General features: G+C 71.8%; 21 protein-coding genes. 12 read left to right on the top strand and 9 right to left on the bottom strand.

Going from position 1 to position 15,598, the window contains the following annotated elements; translation table 11 throughout:
• Positions 1–8: 8 nt before the first annotated feature.
• From BLR90_RS16940 to BLR90_RS21785, 4 genes are read left to right on the top strand one after another with little or no spacing between them, the layout of a single operon-like run.
• Entirely contained in the window at positions 9–1,679 is a 1,671-nt protein-coding gene (locus BLR90_RS16940) for an acetolactate synthase (RefSeq protein ID WP_091026400.1), read from the top strand.
• Positions 1,679–2,182: a GNAT family N-acetyltransferase gene (locus BLR90_RS16945; protein WP_091026401.1), complete on the top strand. Its 504-nt coding sequence runs from the start codon at positions 1,679–1,681 to the stop codon at positions 2,180–2,182. The genes BLR90_RS16940 and BLR90_RS16945 overlap by 1 nt, the downstream gene beginning before the upstream one ends.
• A complete protein-coding gene (locus BLR90_RS16950; protein WP_091026402.1) occupies positions 2,179–2,571 on the top strand; it encodes a thioesterase family protein in 393 nt (130 codons plus the stop codon). The genes BLR90_RS16945 and BLR90_RS16950 overlap by 4 nt, the downstream gene beginning before the upstream one ends.
• 58 nt (positions 2,572–2,629) lie before the next feature.
• Positions 2,630–2,704: a 50S ribosomal protein bL37 gene (locus BLR90_RS21785; protein ID WP_371863162.1), complete on the top strand. Its 75-nt coding sequence runs from the start codon at positions 2,630–2,632 to the stop codon at positions 2,702–2,704.
• A gap of 93 nt (positions 2,705–2,797) precedes the next feature.
• Here the strand turns inward: BLR90_RS21785 and BLR90_RS16955 are convergent, their stop codons facing one another.
• The 6 genes from BLR90_RS16955 to BLR90_RS16980 all read right to left on the bottom strand — a co-directional run bounded on the left by BLR90_RS16955 (position 2,798) and on the right by BLR90_RS16980 (position 6,584).
• A complete protein-coding gene (locus tag BLR90_RS16955; RefSeq protein WP_143016247.1) occupies positions 2,798–3,364 on the bottom strand; it encodes a hypothetical protein in 567 nt (188 codons plus the stop codon).
• Between the two features lie 27 nt (positions 3,365–3,391).
• Positions 3,392–3,670, bottom strand: coding sequence for a mycothiol system anti-sigma-R factor (rsrA, locus tag BLR90_RS16960; RefSeq protein WP_091026404.1), 279 nt, complete (start codon positions 3,668–3,670; stop codon positions 3,392–3,394).
• Positions 3,667–4,329 carry a sigma-70 family RNA polymerase sigma factor gene (locus BLR90_RS16965; RefSeq protein ID WP_091026405.1) on the bottom strand — a complete coding sequence of 221 codons (663 nt, stop codon included), beginning with the start codon at positions 4,327–4,329 and terminating at the stop codon, positions 3,667–3,669. The genes rsrA and BLR90_RS16965 overlap by 4 nt, the downstream gene beginning before the upstream one ends.
• Before the next feature lie 72 nt (positions 4,330–4,401).
• Entirely contained in the window at positions 4,402–5,049 is a 648-nt protein-coding gene (locus tag BLR90_RS16970) for an alpha/beta hydrolase family protein (protein ID WP_091026406.1), read from the bottom strand.
• Between the two features lie 7 nt (positions 5,050–5,056).
• Positions 5,057–5,821, bottom strand: coding sequence for an SOS response-associated peptidase (locus BLR90_RS16975; protein ID WP_091026407.1), 765 nt, complete (start codon positions 5,819–5,821; stop codon positions 5,057–5,059).
• 52 nt (positions 5,822–5,873) lie between these two features.
• Entirely contained in the window at positions 5,874–6,584 is a 711-nt protein-coding gene (locus BLR90_RS16980) for a hypothetical protein (protein ID WP_091026408.1), read from the bottom strand.
• 180 nt (positions 6,585–6,764) lie between these two features.
• Between BLR90_RS16980 and BLR90_RS21675 the strand changes: the two genes are divergently transcribed.
• The 4 genes from BLR90_RS21675 to rsgA are packed head-to-tail and all read left to right on the top strand — an operon-like array spanning position 6,765 to position 11,111.
• Positions 6,765–8,264: a sigma-70 family RNA polymerase sigma factor gene (locus tag BLR90_RS21675; protein WP_170254318.1), complete on the top strand. Its 1,500-nt coding sequence runs from the start codon at positions 6,765–6,767 to the stop codon at positions 8,262–8,264.
• 39 nt (positions 8,265–8,303) lie between these two features.
• Positions 8,304–8,834: a DoxX family membrane protein gene (locus tag BLR90_RS16990; protein ID WP_091026410.1), complete on the top strand. Its 531-nt coding sequence runs from the start codon at positions 8,304–8,306 to the stop codon at positions 8,832–8,834.
• 22 nt (positions 8,835–8,856) lie between these two features.
• Positions 8,857–10,125: a 3-phosphoshikimate 1-carboxyvinyltransferase gene (gene aroA / locus BLR90_RS16995; RefSeq protein ID WP_091026411.1), complete on the top strand. Its 1,269-nt coding sequence runs from the start codon at positions 8,857–8,859 to the stop codon at positions 10,123–10,125.
• Entirely contained in the window at positions 10,122–11,111 is a 990-nt protein-coding gene (rsgA, locus tag BLR90_RS17000) for a ribosome small subunit-dependent GTPase A (RefSeq protein ID WP_091026412.1), read from the top strand. Before aroA ends, rsgA begins: the two co-directional genes overlap by 4 nt.
• A gap of 3 nt (positions 11,112–11,114) precedes the next feature.
• Here rsgA and BLR90_RS17005 read toward each other — a convergent pair whose 3' ends face one another.
• Complete coding sequence (locus BLR90_RS17005; protein ID WP_091026413.1) at positions 11,115–11,564, bottom strand: DUF2231 domain-containing protein; 450 nt, start codon at positions 11,562–11,564, stop codon at positions 11,115–11,117.
• 35 nt (positions 11,565–11,599) lie between these two features.
• Between BLR90_RS17005 and BLR90_RS17010 the strand changes: the two genes are divergently transcribed.
• Genes BLR90_RS17010 through BLR90_RS17020 form a run of 3 tightly spaced genes read left to right on the top strand, consistent with a single transcriptional unit; the run spans position 11,600 to position 13,381 of the window.
• Positions 11,600–12,496, top strand: a complete 897-nt coding sequence (locus BLR90_RS17010; RefSeq protein WP_091026414.1) for an inositol monophosphatase family protein — start codon at positions 11,600–11,602, stop codon at positions 12,494–12,496.
• A gap of 40 nt (positions 12,497–12,536) precedes the next feature.
• Positions 12,537–12,968 carry a CBS domain-containing protein gene (locus tag BLR90_RS17015; RefSeq protein WP_091026415.1) on the top strand — a complete coding sequence of 144 codons (432 nt, stop codon included), beginning with the start codon at positions 12,537–12,539 and terminating at the stop codon, positions 12,966–12,968.
• 44 nt (positions 12,969–13,012) lie between these two features.
• Positions 13,013–13,381 (top strand): FKBP-type peptidyl-prolyl cis-trans isomerase, encoded by a 369-nt coding sequence (locus tag BLR90_RS17020; protein WP_091026416.1) that lies wholly within the window; start codon positions 13,013–13,015, stop codon positions 13,379–13,381.
• 135 nt (positions 13,382–13,516) lie between these two features.
• Here BLR90_RS17020 and BLR90_RS17025 read toward each other — a convergent pair whose 3' ends face one another.
• Both BLR90_RS17025 and BLR90_RS17030 read right to left on the bottom strand, forming a co-directional pair.
• Positions 13,517–13,762, bottom strand: a complete 246-nt coding sequence (locus BLR90_RS17025) for an RNA-binding S4 domain-containing protein (protein WP_091026417.1) — start codon at positions 13,760–13,762, stop codon at positions 13,517–13,519.
• A gap of 18 nt (positions 13,763–13,780) precedes the next feature.
• Positions 13,781–15,058, bottom strand: coding sequence for a DUF445 domain-containing protein (locus BLR90_RS17030; protein WP_091026418.1), 1,278 nt, complete (start codon positions 15,056–15,058; stop codon positions 13,781–13,783).
• Between the two features lie 67 nt (positions 15,059–15,125).
• Between BLR90_RS17030 and BLR90_RS17035 the strand changes: the two genes are divergently transcribed.
• Positions 15,126–15,548 (top strand): FAD synthase family protein, encoded by a 423-nt coding sequence (locus tag BLR90_RS17035; protein WP_091026419.1) that lies wholly within the window; start codon positions 15,126–15,128, stop codon positions 15,546–15,548.
• Positions 15,549–15,598 lie beyond the last annotated feature (50 nt).

Below are 15,598 nucleotides of genomic sequence, written 5' to 3' on the forward strand. Positions count from 1 at the left end.
CTGCGGGCATGACTCAGGAGCAGACCACCGACGGCACCCTCGAAGGACACTCCGGCGAGCTCGCCGTAGCCGTCGCCCGCGCCTACGGCGTGGAGACCATGTTCACCCTCTCGGGGGCCCACGTGTTCCCGATGTACGACGGTGCGGTGAAGGCCGACCCGCCCATGAAGCTGCTGGACGTGCGCCACGAGCAGACCGCGGCGTTCGCCGCCGAGGCGACCGGCAAGCTGACCCGCGTGCCCGGCCTGGCCGTGCTCACCGCCGGCCCCGGTGTCACCAACGGCATCAGTGCGATCGCCCAGGCGCAGTTCGCCGGCTCGCCCATGGTGGTCGTCGGCGGCCGGGCGCCGGCCAACCGCTGGGGCAGCGGCAGCCTGCAGGAGCTCGACCAGCCGCCGATCGTCGAGTCCGTCTCCAAGCTGGCCACCACGCTCCACACCGCCGCCGACATCCTGCCGGGCATGGACCGCGCGTTCGCCGCGGCCGGCTCGTCGCACCGCGGCCCGGTCTTCGTCGACATCCCGATGGACGAGTTCTTCAACTCAGCATCGGGTCCCGCCCCGACGGCCTCGTCCACCCGCGGTGCCGAGCCCGACGGTGACACGGTCTCCCGGGTCGCGGGCCTGCTCGCCGCCGCGAGCCGTCCGGTGCTCATCCTCGGCACCGACGTCTGGGCCGACCGCGCCGAGGAGGCCGCGCTGCGCTTCGTCGAGGCCGTCGGCATCCCGACCATCACCAACGGCATGGGCCGGGGCGTGATCCCCGGCGGCCACAAGCTGCTCGCGACCAAGGCACGCAGCCAGGCCCTCTCGGGCGCCGACCTGGTCGTCGTGGTCGGCACCCCGCTCGACTTCCGCCTCGGCTACGGCATCTTCGGTGGCAAGGACGGCGCCGAGCCCGCGCAGGTCGTCCACATCGCCGACTCCGCCGGCCAGGTGTCGGGTCACGCCAAGCTCGCGGCGTCCGTGTCCGGCGACCTCACCTCGGTCTTCGACGGCCTCCAGACCGGGCTGGAGCGGGGCAACAAGCCCGACTGGACCGCCTGGGTCTCCAGCCTCCAGGACACCGTCGCTGCCGCCACCGCCCGCGACCTCGAGCTGCTCAGCGCCGAGGCCGACCCGATCCACCCGGCCCGCATCTACGGCGAGCTGGTCCCCCGGCTGGCCGACGACGCGGTCGTCATCGGCGACGGCGGCGACTTCGTGAGCTTCGCCGGCAAGTTCGTCGAGCCCAAGCGCCCCGGCGGCTGGCTCGACCCCGGCCCCTACGGCTGCCTCGGCGCCGGCCTCGGCTCGGCGATCGCCGCCCGCCTGGCCCGTCCGTCGTCGCAGGTCGTGCTGCTGCTCGGCGACGGCGCGGCCGGCTTCTCGCTGATGGACGTCGACACCCTGGTCCGCCACAACCTCCCGGTCGTCATGGTGATGGGCAACAACTCCGCCTGGGGCCTCGAGAAGGGCCCGATGCAGATGCTCTACGGCTACGACGTGATCGCCGACCTCGCGCCACGCACGGCGTACGACGAGGTGGTGAAGGCGCTCGGCGGGGCCGGCGAGACCGTGACCGACCCGCGCCACATCGGGTCCGCGATCGACCGCGCCTTCGAGTCCAACGTGCCCTATCTCGTCAACGTCATCACCGACGTCAACGCGGCCTACCCGCGCAACACCTTCGGGATCTGATGCGGCTGCGGCGGGCCACGCCGGACGACCACGACCAGGTCGCCCGGGTGACCGTCGCGGCCTACGACCGCTACCTCGGGGAGGACGGCCCGGAGACCGACTACGTCGAGCAGCTGGCCGACTCGGCCGGCCGAGACCGCGACGGTGAGCTGTGGGTGGCCGAGGAGTCGGGCCGGGTGCTCGGCTCGGTGACCGTCTGCCCCGAGGGCTCGCCGTGGCGAGAGCTGGCCCGAACCGGCGAGGGTGAGTTCCGGATGCTCGCCGTCGACCCGGAGGCACAGGGCCGCGGCGTCGGCCAGGCTCTCGTCGACCTGACCGTCGAGCGGTTCCGCTCGGCCGGGGCGTCGGCCGTCGTGCTGTGCAGCATGAAGGAGATGACTGACGCCCACCGGCTCTACGAACGGGCCGGCTTCGTGCGCGACCCCGAGCGCGACTGGTCGCCGGTGCCCGGCGTCGACCTGGTCGCCTACCGCCTTGCACTGCCCACCGAGGAGCCCCGATGACCACCCTGACCGCCGCCCTGACGTTCACCGTCACCGACGACGACACCGCGCTCGCCGTCGGCTCGGGGAGCCTGCCGGTGCTGGGCACGCCCCGGCTGCTCGCCTGGCTCGAGGCCGCCACGTGCGCCGCGCTGGAGCCCTCGCTGGAGACGGGCTCGACCAGCGTCGGCACCCGGGTCGCGCTCGAGCACCTCGCCGCCAGCCCGGTCGGCCAGGAGGTCGAGGTCAGCGCCTCGGCGTCGTACGTCGACGGCCGCCTGCACCGCTTCACGGTCGCCGCCCGGCACCTCGACGCGGGCGCTCCGGGCAAGGTGGTCGCCACCGGCGAGATCACCCGGGTGGTCGTCGACGCCGACCGGTTCTTGAGCCGGATTTCGCCTGAGTCCTGAAGTTTGGGAGACTGTCCCGTGGCCCTCGTTGGGTCGAGACCGATTCCAGGAGGACACCATGGGCAAGACCGGACGCAAGCGCCGCGCTCGCAAGAAGAAGGCCGCCAACCACGGCAAGCGCCCCAACGCCTGAGCTTCCGCTCGGCACGTTGCACTGAACCCCTCGCCCGCTGGGCAGGGGTTCGTTGCATTTGTGGCTGGCCGTGCGCCCGATCGCGAACTCGAGTCAGCGGTTCCGCTTGAAGCCCCAGCACCCTTCGAGCCTGAGCACCCGCCCGGTCCCCGCGTCGGTGAACATCGCACAGTGGATCTCGTACGTCGGCTCGTCGACGCAGGCTCCGGCAGGACCGAAGCACGGATCCACCCGAGTCTGATGGGGGCGGTAGAGAAGCAGTGCGGCGACGTGGTCGCGCTGGATGATCGGGGCCACCGGAGGTTCCGCCTCCGGGTCGCCGGCGCGACCGGTGCGTGAGTAGTCGACGAGACAGGCCGTGAACTCGTCGATCCAGCTTGTGTCACCGGTGACCGTCTGCCGCACGAGCTCGGCGCGGGTGGCGGCCAGCTGCTCCAGGGACGGCTCCGACAGCCCGCGCAGCCGGACGTCCGAGGTCTCGGCGGCTCGCTCGAGCACATCCCCGGGGACGGGGGCGAGCTCGTTGCCTTCAGCGAGGCTCCGGCAGACCCCCTCGATCGGTGCCGGCGGACGCAGCGTCACCCACAGGACCGCAGTGACGACGCCGACGGTCACGACGGCGACGCCCCGGAGGATCCACCTGCGTCTACGCCACGGCATCAGCCGAGCGTAGACGGGACCCGGCGGCTACTGCTCGGTGATCTGGATCTGCACCTGACGCAGGCGCAGGAGCACCCGGTCACGCAGCTCGGTGGGCGCGGTCTCGGAACACGAACGAGCGACCACGGACTTCACGGTGCGCTCAAGGTCGTACTTGACCAGGCAGGGGTTGCACGAGTCGAGGTGGCGACGCACCTCGGCACAGTCGGCCTCGTCGAGCTCGTTGTCGATGAAGTAGACGATCCGCTCGAGGTAGTCGGCACACTCGGCGCTGGAGACCTCGTCGTGGGAGTGGTCGTGGCTCATGACGCGCCTCCGTCGGGGCCGACTCGGAGCAGGTGGTGGGTGCGCACGTGGTCGGAAAGCATGTCGCGCAGCTGGCGCCGGCCGCGGTGCAGCCGCGACATGACGGTGCCGATGGGGGTCTCCATGATCTCGGCGATCTCCTTGTAGGCGAACCCCTCGACGTCGGCGAGGTAGACGGCCAGGCGGAACTCCTCGGGGAGCCGCTGCAGGGCGTCCTTGACCTGCGAGTCGGGCAGGTGCTCGAGCGCCTCCATCTCCGCCGACTTCAGGCCGGTGGAGGTGTGCGACTCGGCGCGCGCGAGCTGCCAGTCCTCGACGTCCTCGGACATCGACTGCTGCGGCTGGCGCTGCTTCTTGCGGTAGGTGTTGATGAACGTGTTGGTGAGGATCCGGTAGAGCCACGCCTTGAGGTTGGTGCCCGGCCGGAACTGGTGGAACGACGAGTAGGCCTTGGCGAACGTCTCCTGGACCAGGTCCTCGGCGTCGGCGGGGTTGCGGGTCATCCGCATCGCGGCCGAGTAGAGCTGGTCGAGGAACGGCAGCGCGTCACGCTCGAAGCGCGCGGTGCGGTCGGCGTCGGTCTCGGTGGCGACGTCGATGTCAGCGGGGTCGATCTCGCCGGCGTCCGCAGGGGTGGTGTCGAGAGGGGTGTCAGTCATCGCTCCCCAGCCTAGCCGGGGATCCACCACGGTCGGTCGTTCGAGCAGGATCGTCACGCCAGGAGGAACGCCTCATGCCGTGACGGCATTCCCGGTGATCTCGCGGACCATCCACTCGAGGGTCGCCTCGACCACGATGTCCATCGCCTCCTGCTGGCTGACGGGCCCCCTCGCGGGGACCTTGAGACCGTGGTCGCCACCGGGTACGACGCACAGGTCGGTGTCGGCCGGGAACTCCTCCGGAATGCCCATGGTGTCCCTCTCCCCCTGGATCACCAGCGTCGGAAGGCGGCTGCCGGTCAGCTCGTCGAGGCGGGTCTTCTCCGGGCGCCCGGGCGGGTGCAGGGGGAACGACAGCGCCAGGACGCCCGCGGCGCCGAGCGAGTGGGCGCTGCGGGCGGCCGACCTGGCCCCGGCGGACCGGCCACCGATCACGAGCGGAGTGCGGCCGCGCAGGGCGTTTGCGGCGGCGCGGAGACCAGCGTCGAGGGTGGGCGGCGGCCCGGCGATCTTGCGTCCGGCCCGGCGCCACGGCTGCTCGAAGCGGACCACCGTGATGCCGTTGCGTGGCAGGTGACGGGCGAGCGCCTCGAGGTCGCGGGCCTCGATGCCGCCACCGGCGCCGTGGCTGAGCAGGAGGGTCGCCAGCGTGTTGCGGGCGCGCTCGGTGACCAGACGGCCCTCGCCGTGCGGGGTGGGGATGATGCGTTCGGAGCTCACTGTGACCTCATTGTGGGAGGACCTCGAGAGCCTCGTCGAGCGGCAGCGGCTCGAGGAGCTCCGGACCGTTGTTGCGCACGTTGGAGACCAGGGTGGAGACGGGGTAGGCCTCGAGCCCGCCCGGCGCGGCCGGGACCAGCAGGCCGGGCAGCGCGTCCTGCGGCGCCTCGGGGTCGAGCCAGGCCGACCACCGGTCGGCCTCGACCATCATCGGCATCCGGTCGTGGATGCGGCCCAGGGAGTCCTCGGCCTCGGTGGTGATCACCGTGCAGGTCCACCGGAACCGCTCGGGGTCGCCGTCGTCACGCGTGGGGTCGCGCCAGATCTCGTAGAGACCCGCCATCGCGAGCGTGCCGTGGTCATGGGGCCGGATGAAGAACGGCTGCTTGCGCGGCTTGCCCGACAACGTCTGCTCCGAGGTGGGGTACCACTCGAAGTAGCCGTCGGCCGGCAGCAGGCAGCGGCGCTTCGCGAAGGCCCGCTTGTAGGCCGGCTTCTCGGCCACCGTCTCCATCCGGGCGTTGATCATCCGGTTGCCGATCGAGGGGTCCTTGGCCCACGACGGCACCAGCCCCCAGCGCAGCACCCGAAGCTGACGCACGGCCGGCTCGTCGCTCTCGCGGCTCGCAGGCCGCTGCACGACGGCGTAGACCTCCTTGGTGGGGGCCACGTTGTAGTCGGGCTCCAGCACCTTGTCGACCCGGCTCTCGACGACCTCGAACTCCTCGATCAGGTCCTCGGGGCGCCGACTGGACGCGTAGCGGCCGCACATGCCGTCAATCTAGCGGCCGGCGGGGACGCCCGGTGGTGGCCGGGCCAGGAGCCTAGAGCCGCGCGAGCTCGTCGAGCAGCGCTCCGGCGGCGAGGTCGCCGCCCGGTAGTCCCTCGATCCAGACCCGGGCGGTCGTGCGCTCGAGCAGCGTGCGCAGCAGCGCGACCCGGCGGGCCAGCACGTCGTCGCGGTCGACCAGGACGGCCACCCGGGTGAGCCCGATCCCGGCCACGGTCTCGGACCCAGCGAAGACGGTGCGGACCGTGTCGCCGAGCCGGGCGAGGTCCAGCGTGTGGCTGACCGGCTCGTCCGCGTCGGCCGTTGCGGACGACTCGACGACGACGAGCGCGTGCGAGCGGCGTACGTCGTGGCTGCGGTAGAGCTCGGCGAGGCGACCTCGCAGGTGCGCCTGGGTGGACAGCCCGGTCATCGGGTCGGCGCACGAGAGGCGGTGGAGGTAGCCGAGCGTCGCGTCGCTCCAGGCCACGGACACCGCGACCAGCTCGGCGTAGTCGGGCTGGTGCCCCCGCACCAGGACCGACGTGAGGTAGAGCGACTCGAGCGCCTCCTCGAGCGACACTCCGTCACCGGCCAGCAGCCGTCCTGCCTCGCGGCAGGCGGCGACCGAGTCCGACCCCGAAGCCTGGGCCTCCCCTACTGCCAGGAGCCGCTGCGGCAACGCGTGCGCCACCTTCTCCGGCAGTTCCGCCCAGGCTTCGAGGGCAGCCGTGGGGCGCATGATCTTCCAGACGCTGCGCCCCACGGTTCCCTCCCCCAGTCCCAACCAGTCACTCTGTCCCGGCACGACCTGGGCCGAAGCCCGTGTCGCACACCCCAGGAACGGCGCCCGACCGGTGGCATGACGCGGATTCAACGAGATAGTGCGAGAAAATCTGGTGCGCCGCGGACCGTCATCTTTAGTGCCGTGGACCGTTGGACTCATGTGAGCACCACCACGACCAGCGACGCCCCCGGCGACGCCGAGCTGATCTCTGCTGTGCGCGGTGGGGACGTCGAGGCGTACGGCGAGCTGTTCGCGCGCCACGTCGACGCGGCGCGGCGGCTGGGTCGGCAGCTGGTCTCGGCCGGCGACGTCGACGACCTGGTCTCCGACGCGTTCGCGAAGGTGCTCGCCGTCCTCCAGCGCGGCGGCGGGCCCGACCTGGCGTTCCGCGCCTACCTGCTCACGGCGATGCGACGCCTGCACATCGACCGGATCCGCGCGGGCTCGCGGCTGCGCACGACCGACGACCTCACGCCGTACGACCCGGGCGTGCCGTTCCACGACACCGCCGTGGCCGGCTTCGAGAGCGCCGCCACGGCCAAGGCGTTCGCCAGCCTGCCCGAGCGCTGGCAGATGGTGCTGTGGCACACCGAGGTGGAGGGCGCCAAGCCCGCCGAGGTCGGCGAGCTGCTCGGGATGTCGGCCAACTCGGTCTCCGCGCTCGCCTACCGGGCCCGCGAGGGTCTGCGCCAGGCCTACCTCTCGATGCACGCCCAGGACGCCGCCAGCGACGCCTGCGCCTGGACCCGGGACAACCTGGGCGCCTATGTCCGCAACGGCACGTCGCGACGAGACTCGGCCAAGGTCGAGGCGCACCTCGGCGAGTGCCGCTGCTGCACGGCGATCTACCTCGAGCTCACCGAGGTCAACTCCCGGCTCTCGCTGGTGCTTGGTCCGCTCGTGCTCGGTGCCGCCGCGACCGGCTACCTGTCCTCGGCCGCGGGAGGACTCGGCCTCAAGGCCGGCACCCTCGCCCTGCTCGGCCGCGGGCGCGACGTCCTGGTGTCGCACGCCCCTGCCTCCGCGGTCGCCGGCGTGGCGGTCACCGCCGTCGCGATCGGCTCCCTGGTCGGCCTCCCGGGCGGCGACGAGTCCTCGCCCACTGCCGCGCCCGACTCGTCCGCCTCGCGCCGCTCGACGCCGCAGGACCCGTCGCGCCCCGCCACCCCACGCCGTACGCCGTCGCCCGCGGCCGTGCCGGTCGGGACCACGACCGACCCCGCTGGGCCGACCGCGACTCCGACGAGCGAGCCCACGAACATCGAGCCCAGCGACCCCACCACCGGCCCGACGACCGACCCCACCACTGGCCCGACCACCGAGCCGACCATCGAGCCGACCGAGACCGTGGACCCCGAGCCGGAGGGCGTGACGGTGGCCGCGCGCACCAGCAACGTCGGCGGGCTGGTGTGGGACATCGCCGTGACCGTGGCCGGTGTCGAGCCCGGCGCCTCGACGAAGCTCGTGGTGCGGGCCGGCTCCCCGGTGGTCGCGCTGACCCTCGACCCGCGGTGCGGGCCCCTGCGCAGCGGCTGGTCGAGCTGCGAGGTGACCGGCCCCGCGACCTACCGCTTCACGGCCGTCTCGCTGCCTGAGGTGTCCACCACGCTGACGTTCACGGTGAACGGCCGCTCGTCCACCGTGCACCTCACCCCCTGAGGTGCGTGTGACGCCTGGCGCGTCGGGTACTAATGAGTCATGACCGTCAGCCGACTGATCGCCCGTCCGATGCTCGCCTCCATCTTCGTGGTGGGCAGCGTCAACGCCCTCCGCAACGCCCCGGCCCTCGCGGCCAAGGCACAGCCGGTCACCGACAAGCTGGTGCCGCAGCTCAAGAAGGCGATGCCTGGGCTGCCGATCCCCGAGGACCCCACCACGCTGGTCCGGCTCAACGCCGCCGCCCAGCTCGCCGCCGGTGCGGCCCTCGCCACCGGGCGCGCCCCGCGACTCTCCGCCGCCGTGCTGGCCGCCTCGATGGTGCCGACGACCGTCGCCGGCCACCGCTTCTGGGAGGTCGACGACGAGCAGGCCAAGTCGCAGCAGAAGCTCAGCTTCTTCAAGAACGTCTCCGTGCTCGGCGGCCTGGTCATCGCCGCCGGCGACACCGACGGCAGGCCCGGCGTCGCCTGGCGTGCGCGCCGCGTGGCCAAGGACGCCCGCCGCGAGGCCAAGCACCTCACCCACGCCGCGCGTCGCGAGGCCAAGCTCGCGAAGGCGCAGCTCACCTAGGACACGCCCTAGAGTTCGGCCTGTGACTCCAGACGACCCGTGGCCCGCACCGCGCTTCACCGCGCCGGTCGACGCCGTCGTCTCGCTGCCCGGCAGCAAGTCACTGACCAACCGCGCGCTCGTGCTCGCGGCGATCGCCGACGGCCCGTCCGTCGTACGACGGGCCCTGCGCTCGCGCGACACGTCGCTCATGGCCGCGGCGCTGGGCGCGCTCGGCTCGCACGTCGACACCTCCGGCGACGACTGGGTGGTGACCCCGGCGGCGTTCACGGGTGACGCCCAGGTCGACTGCGGCCTCGCCGGCACCGTGATGCGGTTCGTGCCACCGATCGCGGGGCTGTCGACCGGCGCGGTGTCGTTCGACGGTGACCCCCACATGCGCACGCGCCCGGTGGGCGAGGTGCTCAACGCCCTCGTCTCGCTCGGCATCCGGGTCGACGACGACGGCCGCGGCTCGCTGCCGTTCACCCTGCACGGCACCGGCCGCGTGCGCGGAGGGACGGTCGTGGTCGACGCGTCGGCGTCGTCGCAGTTCATCTCCGCGCTGCTGCTGGCAGGCGCCCGCTACGACCTCGGCGTCGACGTGCGCCACGACGGCAAACCGGTGCCGTCGCTCCCCCACATCGACATGACCGTGGCGATGCTGCGCGACCACGGCGTGGCCGTCGACGACAGCGACGCCAACCGCTGGTCGGTGGCCCCCGGCCCCGTGCACCCCGTCGACCACGTCATCGAGCCCGACCTGTCCAACGCGGCGCCGTTCCTCGGCCTCGCGGCGCTCTCGGGGGGTTCGGTGACCGTGCGCGACTGGCCCCACGCCACCACGCAGGCCGGCGACGCGCTGCGCGAGATCCTCGGGCTGATGGGCTGCGAGGTGTCGTTCGTCGACGAGGGGCTGAAGGTCACCGGCCCCGAGAGGCTCCAGGGTCTCGACTACGACCTGCACGACGTCGGTGAGCTCGCCCCCGCGGTCGCCGCCCTGTGTGCCCTCGCGGAGACGCCCTCGCACCTGCGCGGCATCGCCCACATCCGCGGCCACGAGACCGACCGGCTCGCCGCCCTCGCCAAGGAGCTGGGCGGCCTGGGCGCCGACGTCACCGAGCACCCCGACGGGCTCTCGATCCGCCCGGCGCCCCTGTCCGGCGGGCTGTTCCACACCTACGCCGACCACCGGATGGCCCACGCCGGCGTGCTCGTCGGCGCCGCCGTCGACGGGGTGCTGGTCGAGGACGTCGCGACGACCGGCAAGACCTTCCCCGACTTCGCAGGCTTCTGGGCGTCCCTGCTGTGACGAACCGATACGGCGAGCACGACCAGGAGCACTACGAGCGTCCGCGTCGCCGTACCCGCCCCCGGACCAAGGAGCGCCCGACGTACGACGATGCGGTCGACGGCGTCGTCGTGACCGTCGACCGCGGCCGCTACACGCTGCTCGTCGACGGCCGCAAGGTGATGGCGATGAAGGCCCGGCCACTGGGCCGCAAGGGTGTCGTGGTGGGCGACCGGGTCCGCGTCGTCGGTGACGTGTCCGGCAACGACGGCTCGCTCTCGCGCATCGTCGAGGTGACCGAGCGGGTCACCACCCTGCGGCGCACCGCCGACGACGACGACCCGGTCGAGCGGATCATCGTGGCCAACGCCGAGCAGCTGGTGATCGTGACCGCGCTCGCCGACCCCGAGCCCCAGCCGCGGCTGATCGACCGTGCCCTGGTCGCGGCCTTCGACGCCGGCATGCAGCCGTTGCTGTGCCTGACCAAGGCCGACCTGGCCGACCCCGAGACCCTGCTGTCGACCTACCGCTCCCTGGGCGTCCACTGGGTGGTGACCGAGCGGGGCGGTGACCTCGACGCGGTGCGCGAGCGGCTGTCGGGCAAGACCAGCGTGATGGTCGGCTCCAGCGGCGTCGGCAAGTCCACCCTGGTCAACGCGCTGGTGCCCACGGCCCACCGCGACGTCGGCGTGGTCAACACAGTCACCGGGCGCGGCCGGCACACGTCGACGTCGGCCTACATGCTCGAGCTCCCCGGGGCCGACGGCTGGATCATCGACACCCCGGGCATCCGCTCGTTCGGGCTGGCGCACGTGCAGCCCTGGACGCTGATCGAGGCGTTCCCCGACCTCGACGAGATGACCGAGGACTGCCCGCGGGGCTGCACGCACGGCGACGACGAGCCCGAGTGCGGGCTGGACGTGGCCGTCACCGAGGGCACGGCCGACCCCGAGCGGGTCTCGTCGTTCCGCCGGCTCCTGGCCGCGCGCAGCGTGTCGGTCTACTGAACGTCAGCCCTCGACGCCGTACCACGCGACCTGCGCACCGGCGTCGCCCGTGAGCACGACGTAGACGAGCGTGACCACGGCCGAGGCCGCCACCAGCCCGCCCATCACCAGGCGCACCGGCCCGGTGCGGGTGTGCCACCAGGCCGCCAGGAACGACAGGACCGCGAACGCGGTCATCGAGATGCGCAGGATGCCGGCGCGCTCCTCGTGGGTCTCGACCAGCGCTGCGAGCGGGCCGCCGTAGGTGTTGGCCTCGGTGAGCTCCTCGCCGCTGAGGTAGGCCACCCAGATCGCCCCCAGCGCGATGGCTGCGGTGGCGACCAGAGGCCAGCGGAGACGGTCGCGCCAGCGCGGGACGAGGGCGTAGAGCAGACCGGCCAGTGCCGCCAGCGGCCCGAATACCACCGCGGCGTGGACGACCAGCGCGTGCAGTGGCAGTCCGTTGAACTCCATAGATGAACGCTAAACCACTTTGCTGAAAGTAGCCTGTGCCTGTGGCGACCGATTACACCGACGACCTCCGTCTCGCTCACGTGCTCGCCGACGATGCCGACTCGCTGACCACAGCGCGTTTCAAGTCGCTCGACCTCCACGTGATGAGCAAGCCCGACCTGACCCCCGTGACCGATGCGGACCAGGCGGTGGAGGAGATGATCCGGCGCACCTTGTCCCGGGTGCGCTCACGCGACGCCATCACCGGCGAGGAGACCGGGTCGAGCGGCCACAGCCAGCGGCGCTGGATCGTCGACCCGATCGACGGCACCAAGAACTTCGTACGCGGCGTGCCCGTGTGGGCCACCCTCATCTCGCTGGTCGTCGACGAGGAGGTGGTCCTCGGTGTCGTGTCCGCACCGATGCTGCAGCGCCGCTGGTGGGCGTCGTCCGGCAACGGCGCGTGGACCGGCCGCTCGCTGCTGAAGGCCACCCAGTGCCAGGTCTCCGACGTACGACGGCTCGAGGACGCGTCGCTGTCCTACGCGTCGCTGCACGGCTGGGACGAGCGCGAGCGGCTCGACGACTTCCTGTCGCTGATGCGCCGGTGCTGGCGAACCCGCGCCTACGGCGACTTCTGGTCCTACATGCTCATCGCCGAGGGCGCGATCGACCTGGCCGCCGAGCCCGAGCTGGCCGTCTACGACATGGCCGCGCTCGACATCATCGTGCGCGAGGCCGGCGGCCGCTTCACGTCGCTCGACGGCACCGACGGACCGTGGGGCGGCAACGCGATCGCCTCCAACGGCCACCTCCACGAGGCGGCCCTGTCGTTCCTCGGCGGTCTGCCCGACAACGACGACGATCCCGACTGGCGCACCCCCGGCTCGGCGTCGGTCTCCGACCTCAGCGCGCGGCGCCGGAGCGAGACAGACGGTCCAGCCCGCGGCTGACCCCTGGCCTCGGCCCGGTCCCGGCAGTACCGTCGACCTCATGCATATCGGCGACATCCTCAAGGCCAAGTCCTCCTCCGAGGTCATCACCATCGGCCCCGACGCCGGGGTCCGCGAGCTGCTGGCCCTACTGTCCGAGCACAACATCGGCGCCGTGATCGTCAGCGGCGACGGCAAGAGCCTCGACGGCATCGTCAGCGAGCGTGACGTCGTACGACACCTGCACTCCGACGGCACCGTCATCAACACCACGGTGTCGGCGATCATGACGGCGGTCGTCGAGACGGCCGCGCCCGAGGACGACCTGGACGGGGTCATGCACGTCATGACCGAGCGCCGCTTCCGTCACATCCCGGTCTGCCAGGACGGCGAGCTGGTCGGCATCATCAGCATCGGCGACGTCGTGAAGCACAAGATCGGCCAGCTGACCTTCGAGCGTGACCAGCTCGACAGCTACGTCCACCAGACCTGAGGCGCGAGCCCGGCCTCTCGAGACCGTTGGCTAGGCTGACCGGCATGGACAAGCCTGAGATCGACTTCTTCGACCCTGAGCCGCCGACCGACCTCGTCGTCACCGACGTGACCGAGGGCGACGGCGCCGAAGCCACCTCCGGCAGCACCGTGAGCGTGCACTACGTGGGCGTGGCCCACTCCACCGGCGAGGAGTTCGACGCCTCCTACAACCGGGGCGAGCCCCTGCAGTTCCGCCTCGGCATCGGCCAGGTCATCTCCGGCTGGGACCAGGGCGTCCAGGGCATGAAGGTCGGCGGCCGCCGCCAGCTCGTCATCCCGCCCCACCTCGGCTACGGCGACCGCGGCGCCGGTGGCGCGATCAAGCCAGGCGAGACCCTGATCTTCGTGGTAGACCTCCTCGAGGTTCGCTGACCGTGGCGTGACTTCGTCACGCCATTGGGAGTACTCGCTGCGCTCGTACTCCCGTCCGAAACTCACCGACAATCACGTTGACCCGCCCGAAAGTTTCGGGCGGGTCAACGTGATTTCTGAGCAGTTCGGGACGGGTCACCAGGGCAGGTTGTCGGTCACCTCGCCGTGGGCGACGCGGGCGCTCTGGCCGGCGAGGGTCACGACGTCGCCCTGGGCCAGCTGGCGGCCGCGGCGGGTCTCGACCTCACCGTTGACCGTCACCACGCCCGACGCGATCAGGGGCTTGGCCTCCGAGCCGCTCTCGACGAGGTTGGCGAGCTTGAGGAACTGACCGAGCCGGATGGACTCGTCGCTGATCGGGACGTCCATGGGCTCGCTCATGGACTCAGTGAACCAGTCTCAGCCCACGAGTACGGCGACGGTGTGGATCAGCACGCCCACCAGACCGCCCACGATGGTGCCGTTGATCCGGATGAACTGCAGGTCGCGGCCGACGTGGAGCTCGATCCGGTCGGCCGCCTCCTTGCCGTCCCAGCGCTCGATGGTGTGGGTGATCACCGCGGTGACCTCCTCGCCATAGCGCGACACCGCGAAGACCGCGACGTCGCCCGCGGTGGAGTCGATCCGGGCGCGCAGCTCGGCGTCGGCGGCGAGCCGTTCGGCGAACGCGGAGAGCTCGTGCAGCATCCGGCGGCGTACGGCGCCCTCGGGGTCCTTCAGCGAGCCCGTCAGTGCGCGCCGGAGCGCGTCCCACAGCGAGATGCTCGACGCCAGCACCGAGGGGTGGTCGAGCAGACGCTCCTTGAGCCGCTCGGTGCGCTGCTGCGTCGACGGGTTGTCGAGCAGGTCGCCGGCGAGCTGCTGGAGCATCGAGTCGAGGGCCTGCCGCGCGTGGTGGCGGGGGTCGGCGCGGATGTCGCCGACCCAGCGCACCATCTCGAGGTGGACGCGCGCGGTGACGCGCTCGTTGAGGCGGGGCGGCGCCCACCACGGGGCCCGCTCGCCGAGGACCTCCTGCACGGTGTCGGGGTTGTCGCGCAGCCAGCCGTGGAGCTCCTCGAGGGCCAGGTCAACCAGCCCGTGGTGCAGGTCATCGGTGAGCATCTCACTCAGCAGCCCGCCCAGCAGCGGTGAGATCGGCTCCTCGCGGAAGCGGGGCACCAGTGCCTCGTGGACCAGGCTCTCGATGTGCTCGTCGCGCACCTTGGACAGTGCGATCGTGGCGACGTCGGCCACCTCGCGGACGACCTTCTGCGCGTTGTCGGGGTCGCCCAGCCACACACCGACCCGCTCGGCGATCCGGGCCGAGGCGATCCGCTCGCGGATGATCCCCTCCTGGAGGAAGTTCTCCCCGACGAACTCCTCGAGCCCCTTGCCCAGCTCGTCCTTGCGGCGCGGGATCAGCGCGGTGTGCGGGATCGGCAGGCCCAGCGGGTGCTTGAACAGCGCGGTCACGGCGAACCAGTCGGCGATCGCGCCGACCATCGAGGCCTCGGCGCCGGCGTTGACGAACCCGAGGAACCCGTCCTGGTCGAGCGTGACGACGTAGACCGCGGCGGCGAAGAGCAGCAGCGAGACCGCGACCGTGCGCATCCGGCGCAGGCCGGAGCGTCGTACGGCGTCTGCGGCCGGGTCGCCGGCGGCCAGGGACGAGGGGGTCGCGGTGGTGGTCGTCATCGACACCATCCTCGCCCACACCCACCGTCCGCGCCGGGACGGGGGCGGCGTGCCAGAATAGCTGCCCATGTCAGCAGAGGGGTCCAGCGACCGGCCACGCACGGTCATCACCTTCGGGACCTTCGACGTGTTCCACGTCGGGCACCTGCGGGTGATCGAGCGCGCCGCGGCGCTCGGCGACCGCCTGGTCGTCGGGGTCTCCGCCGACGAGCTCAACCAGCGCAAGAAGGGCCGCGAGCCGGTCTTCAGCGAGGGCGAGCGGCTCGCGATCGTCGCCGCGCTCAAGCCGGTCGACGAGGTCTTCATCGAGGAGAGCCTCGAGCTCAAGCGGCACTACATCGAGCACTACGGCGCCGACGTCCTCGTCATGGGCGACGACTGGGCCGGCAAGTTCGACGAGTTCGGCGACATCTGCGAGGTCGTCTACCTCTCCCGCACGCCGGCGATCTCCACCACCGCGCTGATCGAGAAGATCTCGTCGGGCGCCTGACCGGGTTTTACGCTCCCTCTTGCGGGGAGGCTCCGCACACCGGATCGTCG

The organism is Nocardioides szechwanensis, assembly GCF_900103935.1.
GTDB lineage: Bacteria > Actinomycetota > Actinomycetes > Propionibacteriales > Nocardioidaceae > Nocardioides > Nocardioides szechwanensis.

Excerpts from the sequence above, each read along its gene's own strand:
- BLR90_RS16950 (WP_091026402.1), top strand. The coding sequence starts at position 2,179 with ATGACCACCCTGACCGCCGCCCTGACGTTCACCGTCACCGACGACGAC.
- BLR90_RS16975 (WP_091026407.1), bottom strand. The coding sequence starts at position 5,821 with ATGTGCGGCCGCTACGCGTCCAGTCGGCGCCCCGAGGACCTGATCGAG.
- BLR90_RS17015 (WP_091026415.1), top strand. The coding sequence starts at position 12,537 with ATGCATATCGGCGACATCCTCAAGGCCAAGTCCTCCTCCGAGGTCATC.
- BLR90_RS17025 (WP_091026417.1), bottom strand. The coding sequence starts at position 13,762 with ATGAGCGAGCCCATGGACGTCCCGATCAGCGACGAGTCCATCCGGCTC.
- BLR90_RS16965 (WP_091026405.1), bottom strand. The coding sequence starts at position 4,329 with ATGACTGACACCCCTCTCGACACCACCCCTGCGGACGCCGGCGAGATC.
- BLR90_RS16955 (WP_143016247.1), bottom strand. The coding sequence starts at position 3,364 with ATGCCGTGGCGTAGACGCAGGTGGATCCTCCGGGGCGTCGCCGTCGTG.
- BLR90_RS17035 (WP_091026419.1), top strand. The coding sequence starts at position 15,126 with ATGTCAGCAGAGGGGTCCAGCGACCGGCCACGCACGGTCATCACCTTC.
- BLR90_RS16940 (WP_091026400.1), top strand. The coding sequence starts at position 9 with ATGACTCAGGAGCAGACCACCGACGGCACCCTCGAAGGACACTCCGGC.
- BLR90_RS16945 (WP_091026401.1), top strand. The coding sequence starts at position 1,679 with ATGCGGCTGCGGCGGGCCACGCCGGACGACCACGACCAGGTCGCCCGG.
- BLR90_RS17005 (WP_091026413.1), bottom strand. The coding sequence starts at position 11,564 with ATGGAGTTCAACGGACTGCCACTGCACGCGCTGGTCGTCCACGCCGCG.
- BLR90_RS16990 (WP_091026410.1), top strand. The coding sequence starts at position 8,304 with ATGACCGTCAGCCGACTGATCGCCCGTCCGATGCTCGCCTCCATCTTC.
- BLR90_RS17030 (WP_091026418.1), bottom strand. The coding sequence starts at position 15,058 with ATGACGACCACCACCGCGACCCCCTCGTCCCTGGCCGCCGGCGACCCG.
- BLR90_RS17020 (WP_091026416.1), top strand. The coding sequence starts at position 13,013 with ATGGACAAGCCTGAGATCGACTTCTTCGACCCTGAGCCGCCGACCGAC.
- rsrA (WP_091026404.1), bottom strand. The coding sequence starts at position 3,670 with ATGAGCCACGACCACTCCCACGACGAGGTCTCCAGCGCCGAGTGTGCC.